This window comes from Herbidospora sp. RD11066 (assembly GCF_054661255.1).
In genome coordinates this window covers 283,289-301,756 of record NZ_BAAGDO010000009.1, presented here as the reverse complement: position 1 = coordinate 301,756, position 18,468 = coordinate 283,289, and the positions used below count along the sequence as shown (strand labels likewise).

General features: G+C 66.1%; 18 protein-coding genes. All 18 read right to left on the bottom strand.

Annotated elements, in window-relative coordinates:
- Positions 1–2 precede the first annotated feature (2 nt).
- Positions 3–371: a 50S ribosomal protein L14 gene (rplN, locus tag ACYQ78_RS30980; RefSeq protein ID WP_030451492.1), complete on the bottom strand. Its 369-nt coding sequence runs from the start codon at positions 369–371 to the stop codon at positions 3–5.
- 193 nt (positions 372–564) lie between these two features.
- Positions 565–858 (bottom strand): 30S ribosomal protein S17, encoded by a 294-nt coding sequence (rpsQ, locus tag ACYQ78_RS30975; RefSeq protein ID WP_459804489.1) that lies wholly within the window; start codon positions 856–858, stop codon positions 565–567.
- Positions 851–1,087, bottom strand: a complete 237-nt coding sequence (gene rpmC, locus ACYQ78_RS30970) for a 50S ribosomal protein L29 (protein WP_030451494.1) — start codon at positions 1,085–1,087, stop codon at positions 851–853. Before rpmC ends, rpsQ begins: the two co-directional genes overlap by 8 nt.
- Positions 1,087–1,506, bottom strand: coding sequence for a 50S ribosomal protein L16 (rplP, locus tag ACYQ78_RS30965; RefSeq protein ID WP_459804488.1), 420 nt, complete (start codon positions 1,504–1,506; stop codon positions 1,087–1,089). The genes rpmC and rplP overlap by 1 nt, the downstream gene beginning before the upstream one ends.
- A 2-nt stretch (positions 1,507–1,508) precedes the next feature.
- Entirely contained in the window at positions 1,509–2,375 is an 867-nt protein-coding gene (rpsC, locus tag ACYQ78_RS30960) for a 30S ribosomal protein S3 (RefSeq protein ID WP_066368967.1), read from the bottom strand.
- Entirely contained in the window at positions 2,375–2,728 is a 354-nt protein-coding gene (gene rplV / locus ACYQ78_RS30955; protein WP_459804487.1) for a 50S ribosomal protein L22, read from the bottom strand. The genes rpsC and rplV overlap by 1 nt, the downstream gene beginning before the upstream one ends.
- A gap of 30 nt (positions 2,729–2,758) precedes the next feature.
- The gene (rpsS, locus tag ACYQ78_RS30950) at positions 2,759–3,037 is read right to left on the bottom strand and encodes a 30S ribosomal protein S19 (protein ID WP_012887835.1); all 279 of its coding nucleotides are present in this window, start codon (positions 3,035–3,037) and stop codon (positions 2,759–2,761) included.
- 11 nt (positions 3,038–3,048) lie between these two features.
- On the bottom strand, positions 3,049–3,885 hold the full coding sequence (gene rplB / locus ACYQ78_RS30945) for a 50S ribosomal protein L2 (RefSeq protein WP_030451499.1): 837 nt from the start codon (positions 3,883–3,885) through the stop codon (positions 3,049–3,051).
- A gap of 110 nt (positions 3,886–3,995) precedes the next feature.
- Entirely contained in the window at positions 3,996–4,298 is a 303-nt protein-coding gene (gene rplW, locus ACYQ78_RS30940) for a 50S ribosomal protein L23 (RefSeq protein WP_459804486.1), read from the bottom strand.
- Positions 4,298–4,948 (bottom strand): 50S ribosomal protein L4, encoded by a 651-nt coding sequence (gene rplD, locus ACYQ78_RS30935; protein ID WP_459804485.1) that lies wholly within the window; start codon positions 4,946–4,948, stop codon positions 4,298–4,300. Before rplD ends, rplW begins: the two co-directional genes overlap by 1 nt.
- Complete coding sequence (rplC, locus tag ACYQ78_RS30930) at positions 4,945–5,598, bottom strand: 50S ribosomal protein L3 (protein WP_459804484.1); 654 nt, start codon at positions 5,596–5,598, stop codon at positions 4,945–4,947. Before rplC ends, rplD begins: the two co-directional genes overlap by 4 nt.
- A gap of 14 nt (positions 5,599–5,612) precedes the next feature.
- Positions 5,613–5,921, bottom strand: coding sequence for a 30S ribosomal protein S10 (rpsJ, locus tag ACYQ78_RS30925; RefSeq protein ID WP_012887830.1), 309 nt, complete (start codon positions 5,919–5,921; stop codon positions 5,613–5,615).
- A gap of 176 nt (positions 5,922–6,097) precedes the next feature.
- Entirely contained in the window at positions 6,098–7,291 is a 1,194-nt protein-coding gene (tuf, locus tag ACYQ78_RS30920) for an elongation factor Tu (RefSeq protein WP_459804483.1), read from the bottom strand.
- An 84-nt stretch (positions 7,292–7,375) separates the two neighbouring features.
- The gene (gene fusA, locus ACYQ78_RS30915; RefSeq protein ID WP_459804482.1) at positions 7,376–9,469 is read right to left on the bottom strand and encodes an elongation factor G; all 2,094 of its coding nucleotides are present in this window, start codon (positions 9,467–9,469) and stop codon (positions 7,376–7,378) included.
- A gap of 39 nt (positions 9,470–9,508) precedes the next feature.
- Complete coding sequence (rpsG, locus tag ACYQ78_RS30910) at positions 9,509–9,979, bottom strand: 30S ribosomal protein S7 (RefSeq protein ID WP_061295231.1); 471 nt, start codon at positions 9,977–9,979, stop codon at positions 9,509–9,511.
- Entirely contained in the window at positions 9,979–10,353 is a 375-nt protein-coding gene (gene rpsL / locus ACYQ78_RS30905) for a 30S ribosomal protein S12 (protein WP_030451506.1), read from the bottom strand. The genes rpsG and rpsL overlap by 1 nt, the downstream gene beginning before the upstream one ends.
- Before the next feature lie 440 nt (positions 10,354–10,793).
- Positions 10,794–14,669 (bottom strand): DNA-directed RNA polymerase subunit beta', encoded by a 3,876-nt coding sequence (locus tag ACYQ78_RS30900; protein ID WP_459804481.1) that lies wholly within the window; start codon positions 14,667–14,669, stop codon positions 10,794–10,796.
- A 14-nt stretch (positions 14,670–14,683) separates the two neighbouring features.
- Positions 14,684–18,148: a DNA-directed RNA polymerase subunit beta gene (rpoB, locus tag ACYQ78_RS30895; RefSeq protein WP_459804480.1), complete on the bottom strand. Its 3,465-nt coding sequence runs from the start codon at positions 18,146–18,148 to the stop codon at positions 14,684–14,686.
- Between the last annotated feature and the right edge of the window lie 320 nt (positions 18,149–18,468).

Below are 18,468 nucleotides of genomic sequence, written 5' to 3'. Positions count from 1 at the left end.
ATTTAGAGCACCTCCGGCGCGAGCGAGATGATGCGCATGAACTTCTTGTCACGCAGCTCGCGGCCGACCGGGCCGAAAATACGCGTGCCCCGGGGGTCACCGCTGTCCTTGATGATGACCGCGGCGTTCTCGTCGAACTTGATGTACGAACCGTCCTGGCGGCGGCGCTCCTTGACGGTGCGCACGATGACCGCCTTGACGACGTCACCCTTCTTGACACCGCCACCGGGAATGGCGTCCTTGACGGTGGCGACGATGATGTCGCCGATCCCGGCGTAGCGCCTCCCCGAGCCACCGAGAACGCGGATGCAGAGAATCTCCTTGGCACCCGTGTTGTCGGCGACCTTGAGTCGCGACTCCTGCTGAATCACAGCTGAACTCCTGGTGTGTCGAGCCGGTTCTCGGGGTGAACCCCGAGCCTGGCCGAACCTACATGTCTTGTCCCTCGGCGCCAGCCATCAGCTGACCGCCGCCGCGGGCGAACCCCTCTTCCGAGAGGCTCCTTGGACACCGTCATGGGGGCCGGGCCGAAGCACGGCCCCCACGAGGCGCGATCGCGTTATATTACTTGGCCCGCTCGAGGACCTCGACCACTCGCCAGCGCTTGGTCGCCGACAGCGGACGGGTCTCCATGAGGAGGACACGGTCGCCGACACCGGCGGTGTTCTCCTCGTCGTGGGCCTTGTACTTGGTCGTACGGCGGATGACCTTGCCGTACAGCGGGTGCTTCACGCGGTCTTCGACGGCGACGACGACGGTCTTGTCCATCTTGTCGCTGACGACCAGGCCCTCACGGGTCTTGCGGTAGTTCCGCGCGCTCTTCTCGGTGGTCTCGACGTTCTCAGTTGTTTCAGCCATCGCTCGGCTCCTTCTCGACCGTGACGATTCCAAGCTCGCGCTCGCGCATCACGGTGTAGATACGGGCGATCTCGCGGCGGACGGCGCGCAGCCGCCCGTGGCTCTCCAACTGTCCGGTCGCGGCCTGGAAGCGGAGGTTGAACAGCTCCTCCTTGGCCTCCTTGAGCTTCTGGACGAGCACCTCCCCGTCCTCCACGCGCAGCTCACCGGCGGTCAGGCCCTTAGCCATCACGCCTCACCCACTTCACGCTTGACGAACCGGCACTTCATGGGGAGCTTGTGGATGGCGCGGCGCATCGCCTCGCGGGCGATCTGCTCCGGCACACCGGAAAGCTCGAACATGACGCGTCCGGGCTTGACGTTGGCGATCCACCACTCGGGCGAACCCTTACCGGAACCCATGCGCGTTTCCGCGGGCTTCTTGGTGAGGGGACGGTCGGGGTAGATGTTGATCCACACCTTGCCGCCACGGCGGATGTGCCGGGTCATGGCGATACGAGCCGACTCGATCTGGCGGTTGGTCACGTAAGAGTGCTCAAGCGCCTGAATGCCGAACTCGCCGAACACGACCCGCGTGCCGCCCTTGGCGGCACCGCTGCGGTCAGGCCGGTGCTGCTTGCGGTGCTTGACCCTGCGCGGGATCAGCATGGTCAGCTCCCTTCAGCACCCGGCTGCTCCGCCGGGCCGGTCTCGGGGGCGGCCTGAGCGGCCGCCTCATTGCGGGGGGCGCGGTCACCACGACCGGCACCTGCGCCACCACGGCGCGGACGGTCGCCGCCGCCACCACGACGGGGACGCTCGGCGCCGCCGCCGCCACCGCCACGACGGTCGTTGTCGCGACGCTGGCCACCGGCGCGGGCGCCGGCTGCAGCGGCCTCACGCTCGGCGCGCGAGGTGGGGGCTTCGCCCTTGTAGATCCAGACCTTCACGCCGATGCGGCCGAAGGTCGTCTTGGCCTCGTAGAAGCCGTAGTCGATGTCGGCGCGGAGCGTGTGCAGGGGCACGCGGCCCTCGCGGTAGAACTCCGAACGCGACATTTCCGCGCCGCCCAGACGACCCGAGCACGCGACCCGGATGCCCTTGGCGCCGCTCTTCATCGCCGACTGCATCGCCTTGCGCATGGCACGACGGAACGAGACACGGCTGGAGAGCTGCTCGGCCACACCCTGTGCGACCAGCTGCGCGTCGATCTCGGGGTTCTTGACCTCGAGGATGTTGAGCTGAACCTGCTTCTTGGTCAGCTTCTCCAGGTCGCCGCGGATGCGGTCGGCCTCCGCACCACGACGGCCGATGACGATGCCCGGCCGGGCGGTGTGGATGTCGACCTGGACGCGGTCGGTCGTGCGCTCGATCTCGACCTTGGAGATGCCGGCCCGCTCCATGCCCTTCTGCAGCATGCGACGGATCGCCACGTCCTCGGCGACGTACGACTTGTAGAGCTTGTCGGCGTACCACCGGCTCTTGAAGTCGGTCGTGATGCCGAGGCGGAACCCGTGCGGGTTAACCTTCTGACCCACTAGCGGGCCCTCCCCTTCGGCTCGCGGGACTCCACGATCACGGTGATGTGGCTGGTCCGCTTGTTGATCCGATAGGCGCGACCCTGAGCGCGGGGGCGGAACCGCTTGAGCGTCGGGCCCTCATCGACCCACGCGCGGCTCACGACCAGCGTTTCGCGGTCGAGCTTGAAGTTGTGCTCCGCGTTCGCGATAGCGGACGAGAGGACCTTGAAAACGGTCTCGCTCGCCGCCTGCGGCGCGAACTGCAGCACGGCCTGCGCCTCCGAAGCGCCCAGGCCGCGAATGAGGTCCACCACGCGGCGGGCCTTCCGGGGCGTGTGGCGCGCGTACCGCGCCTGTGCCCTGGCTTCCATCGCTGTCTCCTATTGCTTTTCGAAGGACGCTTACCGCCGGCTGCGGCGGTCTTCCTTGACGTGGCTGCGGAAGGTCCGCGTGGGCGCGAACTCACCGAGCTTGTGACCGATCATCGACTCGGTGACGAACACCGGGACGTGCTTGCGGCCGTCGTGCACGGCGATCGTGTGTCCGAGCATGTCGGGCACGATCATGGAGCGCCGCGACCACGTCTTGATGACGTTCTTGGTGCCCTTCTCGTTCTGGACGTCGACCTTCTTCTGAAGGTGGTCGTCCACGAAGGGACCCTTCTTAAGGCTACGTGGCATTTCGGCTGCTCCTACCGCTTCTTCCTCTTGCTCCGACGCCGGATGATCAGCCGGTCGCTGGCCTTGTTGGCCTGACGGGTGCGGCCCTCGGGCTTGCCCTTCGGGTTCACCGGGTGGCGACCACCGGAGGTCTTGCCCTCACCACCGCCGTGCGGGTGGTCAACCGGGTTCATCGCGACACCACGGACGGTCGGGCGCTTGCCCTTCCACCGCATACGGCCGGCCTTACCCCAGTTGATGTTGGCCTGCTCGGCGTTGCCGACCTGGCCGATCGACGCCCGGCAGCGGATGTCGACCTGGCGCATCTCACCGGACGGCATACGCAGCGTGGCGTACATGCCCTCCTTGGCGAGGAGCTGGATCTGCGCACCGGCGCTGCGGCCGAGCTTGGCGCCACCGCCCGGACGGAGCTCCACCGCGTGGATGAAGGTACCGGTCGGGATGTTGCGGAGCGGCAGGCAGTTGCCGGGCTTGATGTCGGCCCCGGGGCCGTTCTCGATGCGGTCACCCTGCTTGATGCCGGTCGGCGCGAGGATGTAGCGCTTCTCACCATCGGCGTAGTGCAGCAGGGCGATGCGGGAGGTGCGGTTCGGGTCGTACTCGATGTGAGCGACCTTGGCCGGGATCCCGTCCTTGTCGTGGCGTCGGAAGTCGATGATCCGGTACGCCCGCTTGTGGCCGCCGCCCTGGTGACGAGCGGTGACCCGCCCGTGGACGTTGCGGCCGCCCTTGCTGTGCAGGGGAGCAAGCAGCGACTTCTCGGGCGTGCTGCGCGTGATCTCGGAGAAGTCCGAGACGCTCGCGCCGCGTCGACCCGGGGTCGTCGGCTTGTATTTACGGATGCCCATCTTTTTCGTTCATCCCTGTCTCATTGCCGTGCCTCCGGCACGGCGGGCCTGGCCGCCTTCAGTCCCCGTCTCTCGACGGGGACCCGGCCAGGCCGCTACTTAACCTGCTTTCAGCCGATCTGGCCGAAGATGTCGATGCGCTCACCCTCGGCGAGGCTCACGATCGCCCGCTTGGTGGCAGGACGCTCGCCGTACCCGAACCGGGTGCGCTTGCGCTTGCCCTGGCGGTTGATGGTGTTGACGCCGGTGACCTTCACGCCGAAGATCTGCTCGATCGCGATCTTCACCTGCGTCTTGTTCACACCCTGCTTGACCAGGAAGGTGTACTTGTTGTGCTCGTCGATCAGGCCGTAGCTCTTCTCGGAGACGATCGGCTTGATGATGATGTCGCGCGGGTCGGTGATCTTTTCCATCAGGCGTCTTCCTTCCCGCTCTTCTCCAGGCGCGCCACGACGTCGTCGTAGGCGTCCTTGGTGAAGACGATGGCGTCGCTGCACAGCACGTCGTACGTGTTGAGCTGGCCGGCGTCCAGGAGGTGGACCTCCGGGGCGTTGCGCAGGCTCAGCCAGGTGAGCTCGTCGTGCTCCGTGACGACCACGAGCACGCTGCGCGAGCCGGTGATCTTGCGGAGCGCCTCGAGCGCGCTCTTGGTCTTGGGCGTCTCACCGCTGACCAGGGAGCTGACGACGTGCACGAGGTTGCCGCCGGCCCGGTCGGACAGGGCCTGGCGCAGGGCCGCGGCCTTCATCTTCTTGGGCGTGCGCTGCTCGTACGAGCGCGGCTGCGGACCGTGGACGACGCCACCGCCGGTGAACTGCGGCGCGCGGGTCGAACCCTGACGGGCGCGGCCGGTGCCCTTCTGGCGGTACGGCTTCTTGCCACCGCCGCGGACGTCGCCGCGGGTCTTGGTGGCGTGCGTACCCTGACGGCGCGCGGCCAGCTGGGCCACGACGACCTGGTGGATCAGCGGCACGTTGACCTTGGCGCCGAAGATGCTCTCGGGCAGGTCGACGCTGTCGCCGGTCTTGGCGCCGCTCGCGTCGAGGACGTCAATGGTGCTCACTTGGCAGCCCCCTTCTTGGCAGCGGTGCGGATGAGGACCAGGCTGCCGTTCGCGCCGGGGATCGCACCCTTGATCAGGATGAGGCCCTTCTCGGCGTCGACGGCGTGCACCTTCAGGCTCTGGATGGTGGTGCGGACGTTGCCCATCCGACCGGCCATGCGCAGACCCTTGAAGACGCGGCCCGGGGTGGCGCAGCCACCGATGGAGCCGGGCGAGCGGTGCTTGCGCTGGGTACCGTGCGAAGCGCCCAGGCCCTTGAAGCCGTGGCGCTTCATGACACCAGCGAAGCCCTTGCCCTTGCTCTTACCGGTGACGTCCACGAACTGGCCGGCCTCGAAGGTGCCGGCGGTGACTTCCTGGCCGAGCGTGTACTCGGAGGCGTCGTCGGTGCGGACCTCGACGAAGAAGCGGCGCGGGGTGATGTCGTGCTTGCGCAGGTAGTCGCCCAGGGGCTTGTTCACCTTGCGCGGGTCGATCTGGCCGAAGCCGAGCTGAACGGCGCTGTAGCCGTCGCGCTCCGGAGTGCGGACCCGGGTCACCACGCACGGACCGGCCTCCACGACGGTGACCGGAACGATCCGGTTGCCCTCGTCGAAGACCTGGGTCATGCCGAGCTTCTTGCCCAGGACGCCCTTGATCTGGTTAGCCATGTCAGTGCGTTCCCTCAGAGCTTGATCGAGATGTCGACGCCGGCAGGCAGGTCGAGCCGCATGAGCGAGTCGACGGTCTTGGGCGTCGGGTCGATGATGTCAATCAGCCGCTTGTGCGTACGCATCTCAAAGTGCTCGCGGCTGTCCTTGTACTTGTGCGGCGAACGGATCACGCAGTACACGTTCTTCTCGGTCGGCAGGGGCACCGGGCCCGCGACCTTGGCGCCCGTACGCGTCACCGTCTCGACGATCTTCTTGGCCGAGCTGTCGATGACCTCGTGGTCATAGGCCTTGAGCCGAATGCGGATCTTCTGTCCCGCCATAATGGCCTCGGTGTCCTTCGCTGTCGTCTGAACAAGTAACGTGCGGCAGGTTGCCGCTATGTGTCCGTGATCCGGCAGTCACTTCGGGGTTCCGAAGCGGCTGCGGGATCACGGCAGGTGGAGCAGTGGGTCGTGCAATGTGATGGCCGGGCCCCTGAGGACCCGGCCATCGGGTACTACTTGATGATCTTGACCACGTTGCCGGCGCCGACCGTACGGCCACCCTCACGGATGGCGAACTTGAGGCCGTCTTCCATGGCGATGGGCTGGATCAGCTGGACGGTCATCTCGGTGTTGTCACCGGGCATGACCATCTCGGTGCCCTCGGGCAGGTTCACAACACCGGTCACGTCAGTCGTACGGAAGTAGAACTGCGGACGGTAGTTGTTGAAGAACGGCGTGTGGCGGCCGCCCTCGTCCTTGCTCAGGATGTAGACCTGGGCCTCGAACTCGGTGTGCGGGGTGGTCGTGCCCGGCTTGATGATGCACTGGCCGCGCTCGACGTCCTCACGCTTGATGCCACGGAGGAGCAGACCGACGTTGTCGCCCGCCTGGCCCTCGTCGAGGAGCTTGCGGAACATCTCGACGCCGGTGACGGTCGTCGTGGTGTGCTTCTCCTTGATACCGATGATGTCGACGGTCTCGTTGACCTTGACGATGCCGCGCTCGATACGACCGGTCACGACGGTGCCACGGCCGGTGATCGAGAAGACGTCCTCGATCGGCATCAGGAACGGGCGGTCGATCATACGGACCGGCTCCGGCACGTTGTCGTCCACCGCGGTCATGAGCTCGATGATCGAGTCGCCCCACTTCTCGTCGCCCTCGAGCGCCTTCAGCGCCGAGACGCGGACGACGGGCAGGTCGTCGCCGGGGAACTCCTGAGCCGAGAGCAGCTCGCGGACCTCGAGCTCGACGAGCTCCAGGATCTCCTCGTCGTCCACCATGTCGGCCTTGTTCAGGGCGACAACGATGTAGGGCACGCCGACCTGGCGGGCCAGGAGCACGTGCTCCTTGGTCTGCGGCATCGGGCCGTCGGTGGCGGCCACGACCAGGATCGCGCCGTCCATCTGAGCGGCACCCGTGATCATGTTCTTGACGTAGTCGGCGTGACCAGGGCAGTCGACGTGCGCGTAGTGGCGCTTCTCAGTCTGGTACTCGACGTGGGCGATCGAGATCGTGATGCCACGAGCCTTCTCTTCGGGCGCCTTGTCGATCTTGTCGAAAGGAGTCGCCTCGTTGATCGCCGGGAAACGGTCGTGAAGCACCTTGGTGATCGCCGCGGTCAGAGTCGTCTTGCCGTGGTCGATGTGCCCAATGGTGCCGATGTTCACGTGCGGCTTGTTCCGCTCGAACTTGGCCTTGGCCACTGGTCTGTCTCCTTAGAGATTTCTGACTGACTTCATTCGCCAGGTCCCACCGGCCGCTCGCGCGGCCGGTGGTTAGCGACGGAATTACTCGCCGCGGACCTTCGCGACGATCTCCTTGGCGATGCCCGGGGGCACTTCCGCGTAGGAGTCGAACTGCATGCTGTAGCTCGCGCGCCCCTGCGTCTTGCTACGGAGGTCGCCCACGTAGCCGAACATCTCAGAGAGCGGAACAAGTGCCTTGACGACACGGGCACCGGCCCGCTCGTCCATGGCCTGGATCTGCCCGCGACGACCGTTGAGGTCGCCGATGACGTCACCCATGTAGTCCTCGGGCGTGGTGACCTCGACGGCCATCATCGGTTCGAGGAGAACGGGGTCGGCGCGGCGCGCGGCCTCCTTGAAGACCATCGAGCCGGCCATCTTGAAGGCCATTTCGGACGAGTCGACCTCGTGGTACGCGCCGTCCTGGAGGGTGACCTTCACGCCCACCATCGGGTAACCCGCGAGGACACCGAACTCGGCGGCCTGCTGGGCGCCCGCGTCGACCGACGGGATGTACTCCCGCGGGATGCGGCCACCGGTGACCTTGTTGGAGAACTCGTAACCGTCGTTGCCCTCGCCCAGCGGCTCGAGGTCGATGAGGACCTTGGCGAACTGGCCGGAACCACCGGTCTGCTTCTTGTGCGTGTAGTCGATCTTCTCCACCTTGCGGCGGATCGTCTCGCGGTACGCGACCTGGGGACGACCGACGTTGGCCTCGACCTTGAACTCGCGGCGCATGCGGTCGACCAGGATCTCCAGGTGGAGCTCGCCCATGCCGTGGATCACGGTCTGGCCGGTCTCCTCGTCGCGGCGGACCTGGAAGGACGGGTCCTCCTCCGCCAGACGCTGGATCGCGGTGCCGAGCTTCTCCTGGTCGCCCTTGGTCTTCGGCTCGATCGCGACGCTGATGACCGGCGCCGGGAACGTCATCGACTCGAGGACGACCTGGTTCTGGATGTCGGACAGCGTGTCGCCGGTGGTGGTGTCCTTGAGACCCATCACCGCGACGATCGACCCGGCGACCGCGGACGGACGCTCTTCACGCTTGTTGGCGTGCATCTGGTAGATCTTGCCGATCCGCTCCTTCTTCCCCTTCACCGAGTTGATCACGGTCGTGCCGGATTCAAGGGTGCCGGAGTAAAGGCGGATGTAGGTGAGCTTGCCCAGGTGGGGGTCGCTCATGATCTTGAACGCGAGGGCGGAGAACGGCTCGGAGGCGTCCGGCTTGCGCTCGATGACCTTCTCCTCGTCGCCGACCGCGTGGCCCTTGAAGGCCGCGACGTCGGTGGGCGCGGGGAGGTAGGCGACGATCGCGTCGAGCAGGGGCTGCACGCCCTTGTTCTTGAACGCGGTGCCGCACAGGACCGGGTTGATGACGCTCTTCAGCGTGGCGCGGCGGATGGCCGCGATCAGCTGCTCCTCGCTGGGCTCGACGCCCTCGAGGAAGAGCTCCATGAGCTCGTCGTCGTTCTCGGCCACGGTCTCGACCAGCTTGTCGCGCCACTCACGGGCGACCTCGGCGTGGTCGGCGGGGATGTCGACGACGTCGTACATCTCCCCCTTCGCGGCCTCGGCGCTCCAGATCAGGCCCTTCATCTGGACCAGGTCGATGACGCCCTTGAAGTCGGCCTCGACGCCCCAGGGCAGCTGGATGACCGCGGGGGTCGCGGCCAGCCGGCTGATCATCATGTCGACGCAGCGGTGGAACTCCGCGCCGACGCGGTCCATCTTGTTGACGAAGCAGATCCGCGGTACTTCGTAGCGGTCGGCCTGACGCCAGACCGTCTCCGACTGCGGCTCCACCCCGGCGACACCGTCGAACACCGCGACGGCACCGTCGAGGACGCGGAGCGAGCGCTCCACCTCGATGGTGAAGTCGACGTGTCCGGGCGTGTCGATGATGTTGATGGTGTGGCCGAGCCACTCACAGGTCGTCGCGGCAGACGTGATCGTGATGCCGCGCTCCTGCTCCTGCTCCATCCAGTCCATCGTGGCAGCGCCCTCGTGGACTTCACCGATCTTGTAGTTGATACCGGTGTAGAACAGGATGCGCTCGGTCGTGGTGGTCTTGCCCGCGTCGATGTGGGCCATGATCCCGATGTTGCGGACCTTGGCCAGGTCAAGCGTGGTCGCCACTTCTCTCGCGTCCTCGTCGTCTCGTCGAAATTCCGCCGACTACCAGCGGTAGTGGGCGAAGGCCTTGTTGGACTCGGCCATCTTGTGGGTGTCCTCGCGCTTCTTCACGCTCGCCCCGAGGCCGTTGCTGGCGTCGAGGAGCTCGTTCATGAGGCGCTCGGTCATGGTCTTCTCGCGACGTGCACGCGAGTACTGCACCAGCCAGCGGAGGGCCAGCGTGGTGCTGCGCGCGGCGCGGACCTCGACCGGGACCTGGTAGGTCGCGCCACCGACACGGCGGCTGCGGACCTCGAGGGTCGGCTTCACGTTGTCCAGGGCGCGCTTCAGCGTGACGACCGGGTCGTTACCGGTCTTGTCCTTGCAGCCTTCGAGGGCGCCGTACACGATCGACTGGGCGATCGAGCGCTTGCCGTCGAGGAGAACCTTGTTGATCAGGGCGGTGACCAGCGGCGAGTTGAAAACCGGGTCGGCCATGAGCTGGCGGCGGCCAGGAGAACCCTTGCGAGGCATTACTTCTTCTCCTTCTTGGCGCCGTAGCGGGAGCGGGCCTGCTTACGGTTGCGGACGCCCTGGGTGTCCAGCGAACCGCGAATGATCTTGTAACGAACGCCGGGGAGGTCCTTCACACGACCGCCACGAACGAGCACGATGCTGTGCTCCTGGAGGTTGTGACCGACGCCCGGAATGTAGGCGGTGACTTCGATGCCGTTGGTCAGGCGAACACGCGCGACCTTACGAAGAGCCGAGTTCGGCTTCTTCGGGGTGGTGGTGTAAACGCGGGTGCAGACCCCGCGCCGCTGAGGGCTGCCCTTGAGCGCAGGAGTCTTGGTCTTGGAGACCTTGTCCTGCCGGCCCTTTCGGACCAACTGCTGAATCGTGGGCACTACAACAACTCCGTTTCGTGCCTTGGCCGGTGATTCGAGAACATGCTTTTCGCAGGTACTGCCGGTGTCATGACCTGCTGGTTTTCCCTCTCCGCCGACCCACGCGGTCGGGCGTGTCGCGTACTGATGACGCAACACCCCGGACCTGGAAATCGGGAACCAGGGGCACACGGCGCGCTTCGCTTCTTCAGCTGCGCGCACGCGTGTTGGGCCCATGAACCCATGGGCACGAAAGAGAAGACTACCCAGCCGGTAGCGACACGTCAAAACGGTCGCGTATATGGGTCGTCGGGATTCGTGCTTGTGAGTCCCGCGGCCCGCCTTTCAAACGCAGGCCGTGATTGAGTCCGTATCAACTATAGCGGACGTAGACAAGTGAAAATGCCGGAAGCCCGGCCGAGGCCGGGCTTCCAGGTGAAACCTTGCTGATGCCGAGGTGACTAGCGGCCGTACTGACCGAAGTCGTACTCCTCCAGCGGGACGGCCTCGCCGCTGCCCGAACCGAAGGTGTAGTCGGACGCGGAGCCGTCGTAGCCGCCAACCGTGTACATCGCGGCCTTGGCCTCCTCGGTCGGCTCGACCCGGATGTTGCGGTACTGGGGCATGCCAGTTCCGGCCGGGATGAGCTTACCGATGATGACGTTCTCCTTGAGGCCGAGCAGGCTGTCCGACTTGGCGTGGATCGCCGCGTCGGTCAGGACCCGCGTGGTCTCCTGGAAGGACGCCGCCGACAGCCACGACTCGGTGGCCAGCGACGCCTTGGTGATACCCATCAGGACCGGACGGCCGGAGGCCGGCTGCCCGCCCTCGGCGACGCACTCACGGTTGATGCGCTCGAACCGCGGACGCTCGACCAGCTCACCGGGCAGCATGTCGGCGTCGCCCGACTCCAGCACGTTCACGCGCTTGAGCATCTGACGGACGATGACCTCGATGTGCTTGTCGTGGATCGACACACCCTGCGACCGGTAGACCTGCTGCACCTCTTCGACGAGGTGGAGCTGGACCTGACGCGGGCCGAGGATGCGCAGCACCTCGTTGGGGTTGCGGGCACCGGCGATGAGCTGGTGACCCACGTCGATGTGCTGACCCTCGGAGACCTGGAGCCGCGACCGCATGGAGACCGGGTAGGCGATCTCCTCGGAACCGTCGTCGGGAGTGATGACGATCTTGCGGGTCTTGTCGGTCTCGTCGATGCGGACCCGGCCGGTGACCTCGGAGATCGGGGCCACACCCTTGGGGACGCGGGCCTCGAAGAGCTCCTGGACACGCGGCAGACCGTGGGTGATGTCGGCGCCCGCCACACCACCGGTGTGGAAGGTACGCATCGTCAGCTGGGTGCCGGGCTCACCGATCGACTGGGCGGCGATGATGCCGACCGCCTCGCCGACGTCGACGAGCTTGCCGGTGGCCAGCGAGCGGCCGTAGCAGGTCGCGCAGACACCGATCTTGGCCTCGCACACCAGCGTGCTGCGGGTGCGGACCGTCTCGATGCCGGCCTCGACCAGCGCGGTGACGGTGATGTCGTTGATGTCGGTGCCGACCGCGGCGATGAGCTTGCCGTCGACCTCGACGTCCTCGGCCAGGATGCGGCCGTGGATGTTCGACTCGGCGTTCTCCGCCTTGACCAGGGTGCCCGACGAGTCGCGCTCACCGGTGTGCAGCGGGACCGCGCGGTCGGTGCCGCAGTCGATCTCGCGCACGATGACGTCCTGGGCGACGTCCACCAGACGACGGGTCAGGTAACCCGAGTCGGCGGTACGCAGGGCGGTGTCGGCCAGACCCTTTCGCTGACCGTGGGTGGAGATGAAGTACTCCAGCACCGACAGGCCCTCGCGGAAGGAGGACTTGATCGGACGCGGGATCGTCTCACCCTTGGTGTTGGACACCAGGCCGCGGATGCCGGCGATCTGGCGGACCTGCATGAGGTTTCCTCGAGCGCCCGACTGGACCATCATCCAGATCGGGTTGGTCTTGGAGAACGCGTCCTGCATGTCCTGGGTCACGTCGCTCGTGGCCTTGGTCCAGATCTCGATGAGCTCCTGACGGCGCTCCTCGTCGGTGATCAGACCGCGGTCGTACTCGCGCTGGACCTTGTCGGCCTGCTTCTCGTACGACTCCATGATCGTCGCCTTGTTCGGAGGCGCGATGACGTCGTCGATCGAGATGGTCACACCGGCGCGGGTGGCCCAGTAGAAACCGGCGTCCTTGAGGGCGTCGAGCGCGTTGGCCACTTCGACCTTGGGGTAGGTCTCGGCCAGCTCGTTGACGATCGCGGACAGCTGCTTCTTGCCGACCTGGTAGTTCACGAACGGGTAGTTCGCGGGCAGCGTGTTGTTGAACAGGCAGCGGCCGAGCGTGGTCTCCAGGCGCAGCGGGTCGCCGGCCTCCCAGCCCTCGGGGGCCTCCCAGCCACGCGGCGGGGCGACGTCCTTCAGGCGGACCTTGATCTGGGCCTGCAGGTCGAGCTCGTGACGGTCGAAGGCCATCATGGCCTCGGAGACCGACGAGAACACCCGTCCCTCGCCCACGGCCGTGTCGGCCTGGGTGGTGAGGGAGTAGAGGCCGATGACCATGTCCTGGGTGGGCATCGTCACGGGCTTGCCGTCGGCGGGCTTCAGGATGTTGTTGGTCGACAGCATCAGGATGCGCGCCTCGGCCTGGGCCTCGGACGACAGCGGAAGGTGCACGGCCATCTGGTCGCCGTCGAAGTCGGCGTTGAACGCCGTGCAGACGAGCGGGTGGATCTGGATGGCCTTGCCCTCGACCAGCTGCGGCTCGAAGGCCTGGATGCCCAGGCGGTGCAGGGTCGGCGCGCGGTTCAGCAGCACCGGGTGCTCGGTGATGACCTCTTCGAGCACGTCCCACACGACCGGACGGGCCCGCTCGACCATGCGCTTGGCGCTCTTGATGTTCTGCGCGTGGTTCAGGTCGACCAGGCGCTTCATCACGAACGGCTTGAACAGCTCCAGCGCCATCTGCTTGGGCAGACCGCACTGGTGCAGCTTCAGCTGCGGGCCGACGACGATGACCGAACGGCCGGAGTAGTCGACTCGCTTACCGAGCAGGTTCTGACGGAAACGACCCTGCTTGCCCTTCAGCATGTCGCTGAGGGACTTCAGGGGCCGGTTGCCGGGGCCCGTCACCGGGCGGCCACGACGGCCGTTGTCGAACAGCGCGTCGACGGCCTCCTGGAGCATGCGCTTCTCGTTGTTGACGATGATCTCGGGGGCGCCGAGGTCGAGAAGCCGCTTGAGGCGGTTGTTGCGGTTGATCACTCGCCGGTAGAGGTCGTTCAGGTCGGAGGTGGCGAAACGGCCACCGTCGAGCTGGACCATCGGGCGCAGGTCCGGCGGGATCACCGGGATGCAGTCGAGCACCATGCCCGCGGGCGAGTTGCGGGTCTGCAGGAACGCCGCCACGACCTTGAGACGCTTCAGGGCGCGGGCCTTCTTCTGGCCCTTGCCGCTGCGGATCGTCTCGCGGAGGTTCTCGGCCTCCTGGTCGAGGTCGAAGTTGACCAGACGGTCCTGGATCGCCTGCGCGCCCATGCCGCCCTTGAAGTAGCGGCCGAAACGGTCGCGCATCTCGCGGTAGAGCAGCTCGTCGCCCTCGAGGTCCTGGACCTTGAGGTTCTTGAAGCGGCTCCAGACCTCGTCGAGCCGGTCGAGCTCGCGCTGGGCCCGGTCGCGGAGCTGACGCATCTCGCGGTCGGCGCCCTCGCGGACCTTGCGGCGCTGGTCACCCTTGGCCCCGGCGGCCTCGAGCTCGGCCAGGTCGGCTTCGAGCTTCTTCTGCCGGGCCTCGATGTCGGCGTCACGACGCTGCTCGACGTGCTGACGCTCGACGGAGATCTTCGCCTCGAGGGAGGGAAGGTCCCGGTCGCGCATCTCGGCGTCGACCTGCGTGATCATGTACGCCGCGAAGTAGATGACCTTCTCGAGGTCCTTCGGGGCGAGGTCGAGCAGGTAGCCCAGCCGCGACGGAACGCCCTTGAAGTACCAGATGTGAGTGACCGGAGCGGCGAGCTCGATGTGGCCCATCCGCTCACGACGCACCTTGGCGCGAGTCACCTCGACGCCACAGCGCTCACAGATGATGCCCTTGAAGCGCACCCGCTTGTACTTGCCGCAGTAGCACTCCCAGTCCCGCGTCGGACCGAAGATCTTCTCGCAGAAGAGTCCGTCCTTTTCGGGCTTGAGGGTTCGGTAGTTGATCGTCTCCGGCTTCTTCACCTCGCCGTGGGACCACTGGCGGATGTCGTCGGCGGTGGCGAGGCCGATCCGGAGCTCGTCGAAGAAGTTGACGTCCAGCATTAGCTAATTCCCCCTCAGACTTCTTCCACGCTGCTCGGCTCGCGCCGGGACAGATCGATACCGAGCTCCTCCGCCGCGCGGAAGACGTCCTCGTCGGTGTCCCGCATCTCGATGGACATGCCGTCGCTGGAGAGCACCTCGACGTTCAGGCACAGCGACTGCATTTCCTTGATGAGGACCTTGAAGGACTCGGGGATGCCGGGCTCGGGGATGTTCTCGCCCTTGACGATGGCCTCGTAGACCTTCACACGGCCGAGGACGTCGTCGGACTTGATGGTCAGGAGCTCCTGAAGCGCGTAGGCGGCGCCGTAGGCCTCCAGGGCCCACACCTCCATCTCGCCGAATCGCTGGCCACCGAACTGCGCCTTACCACCCAGCGGCTGCTGGGTGATCATCGAGTACGGACCGGTCGAACGCGCGTGGATCTTGTCGTCGACCAGGTGCAGCAGCTTCAGGATGTAGATGTAACCGACCGAGATCGGGTGCGGGAACGGCTCGCCGGAGCGGCCGTCGAACAGCCGCGCCTTGCCGTTCGGCTGCACCATGCGGGAACCGTCGCGGTTCTTCAGGGTGCTGTTCAGCAGACCGACGATCTCTTCCTCGTGGGCACCGTCGAACACCGGGGTGGCGACCTTGGTCCACGGCTTGATCGCGGTCATCTCGGCCTCGCGCAGGCGCTCGGCCCACGCCTCCTCGATGCCGGAGACGTCCCATCCTCGGGCGGCGATCCACCCCAGGTGTGTCTCCAGGACCTGGCCGACGTTCATTCGGCCGGGCACACCGAGCGGGTTGAGCACGATGTCGACCGGGGTGCCGTCTTCGAGGAACGGCATGTCCTCGACCGGGAGGATCTTGGAGATGACGCCCTTGTTGCCGTGACGGCCGGCCAGCTTGTCGCCGTCGGTGATCTTGCGCTTCTGGGCCACGTAGACGCGGACCAGCTCGTTGACGCCGGGGGGGAGCTCGTCGCCCTCCTCGCGGCTGAACACGCGCACGCCGATGACCTTGCCGGACTCGCCGTGCGGAACCTTCAGCGAGGTGTCGCGCACTTCGCGCGCCTTCTCACCGAAGATCGCGCGCAGCAGGCGCTCCTCGGGGGTCAGCTCGGTCTCACCCTTGGGGGTGACCTTTCCGACGAGGATGTCACCCGTGACCACTTCGGCGCCGATCCGGATGATTCCCCGCTCGTCGAGGTCGGCCAGGACCTCCTCGGAGACGTTCGGGATGTCCCGAGTGATCTCCTCCGGGCCGAGCTTGGTGTCGCGGGCGTCGACCTCGTGCTCCTCTATGTGGATAGAGGACAGGACGTCGTCCTGCACGAGGCGCTGCGACAGGATGATCGCGTCCTCGTAGTTGTGGCCCTCCCACGGCATGAACGCCACGAGCAGGTTCTTGCCGAGCGCCATCTCACCGGTGTCGGTGCAGGGGCCGTCGGCGATGACCTTGCCGACCTCGACCCGGTCGCCTTCGGCGACGATGGGCTTCTGGTTGAAGCAGGTGCCCTGGTTGGACCGCTTGAACTTGGCGACGCGGTAGGTGATCCGGGTGCCGTCGTCGTTCATCACGGTGATGTAGTCGGCGGAGACCTCCTCGACCACACCCGCCTTCTCGGCGCTGATGACGTCGCCGGCGTCGGTCGCCGCGCGGTATTCCATGCCCGTGCCGACCAGCGGGGCCTCGCTCCGCAGCAGCGGCACCGACTGGCGCTGCATGTTCGAACCCATGAGCGCGCGGTTGGCGTCGTCGTGCTCGAGGAACGGGATCATGGCGGTCGCCACCGACACCATCTGGCGCGGCGAGACGTCCATGTAGTCGACCTCGGACGGGTGGACGGCCTCGAACTCGCCGCCCTTACGGCGGGCGAGCACGCGGTCTTCGGCGAAGCTGCCGTCGGTGTTCAGGCGCGTGTTGGCCTGGGCCACGACGTGGCGGTCTTCGACGTCGGCCGTGAGGTAGTCGACCTGCTCGCTGACCTTGCCGTCGATGACCTTCCGGTAGGGGGTCTCGACGAAGCCGAACGAGTTGATCCGGCCGAACGACGCGAGCGAGCCGATCAGACCGATGTTCGGGCCTTCAGGCGTCTCGATCGGGCACATGCGGCCGTAGTGGGACGGGTGCACGTCACGGACTTCGAAGCCGGCCCGCTCACGCGACAGACCACCGGGCCCGAGCGCCGAGAGACGACGCTTGTGGGTCAGGCCCGCGAGGGGGTTGGTCTGGTCCATGAACTGCGACAGCTGCGAGGTGCCGAAGAACTCCTTGATCGACGCCACGACCGGGCGGATGTTGATCAGGGTCTGCGGCGTGATCGCCTCGACGTCCTGGGTCGTCATGCGCTCGCGCACGACGCGCTCCATGCGGGCCAGACCCAGGCGGACCTGGTTCTGGATCAGCTCTCCGACCGTGCGCAGACGACGGTTGCCGAAGTGGTCGATGTCGTCGACCTCGACGATGACGTTGCCGTTCTCGCCCATCGCCTCTTCACCGGCGTGGAGCCGGACGATGTACTCGATGGCGGCGACGACGTCTTCTTCGGTGAGGGTGCCCTGCGTGATCTCGGAGTCGCAGCCGAGCTTCTTATTGATCTTGTAACGGCCGACCTTCGCGAGGTCGTACCGCTTGGGGTTGAAGTAGAGGTTCTCGAGCAGCGCCTGCGCGGACTCCTTCGTCGGGGGCTCGCCCGGGCGCAGCTTGCGGTAGATGTCGAGCAGCGCGTCGTCCTGGCCGGAGGTGTGGTCCTTCTCCAGGGTGGCGCGCATCGATTCGTACTGGCCGAAGCGCTCCAGGATCTGGTCGCTCGTCCAGCCGAGCGCCTTGAGCAGGACCGTGACGGCCTGCTTGCGCTTACGGTCGATGCGGACGCCGACGCTGTCACGCTTGTCGATCTCGAACTCGAGCCAGGCACCCCGGGACGGGATGACCTTGGCGCCGTAGAGGTCCTTGTCGGACGTCTTGTCGACGGTGCGCTCGAAGTAGACACCGGGCGAACGGACCAGCTGGGACACCACGACACGCTCGGTGCCGTTGATGATGAAGGTGCCCTTCGAGGTCATGAGCGGGAAATCGCCCATGAACACGGTCTGGCTCTTGATCTCGCCGGTGGTGTTGTTGATGAACTCCGCCGTGACGAACATCGGGGCGGAGTAGGTCATGTCCTTGTCCTTGCACTCGTCTACCGAGTACTTGGGCGGCTCGAACCGGTGATCCCGGAACGAGAGGGACATGGTGCCGGAGAAGTCCTCAATGGGACTGATCTCCTCGAAGATCTCCTCGAGACCCGACTGGGCCGGCACATCGCGGCGGCCCGCCTGGCGGGCCGCCTCGACCCGGGCCTTCCACTTTTCGTTGCCGAGCAACCAGTCGAAGGACTCGGTCTGCAGAGCTAGAAGATCAGGAACTTCCAGAGGTTCCTGGATACGAGCGAACGACACGGTGCGGGGACCGGCGGGTACGGCGGAGGCGTTGCGCGAGGCTGCCAACAGATGTCCTTCCGAGGGCTCGCGGACTGACTACACGCACGCCAGACGACCAAGGAAAGCGAGGTTACTCAGAGAAACGGTCGTCAAAGGGCAGCGCAAAGGGGCAGTGTAGCCGATGGGCATACACCTGTCCACTCCGCTCTCGCTCTGCGCTCCACGTTGCTGGCAGCATCACCCGTCTGGGCTCAAACGTCAAGCCCGAGAGACGACATTTCGGCTAACCAATGGCCAGCACGCTGGGTTTATCCCTCCCGTGAGACGACCGTCGGTTGCGAAGCCCTATCGACAACCCGCCGAGCCCAGTCGATACCCTCGACCCG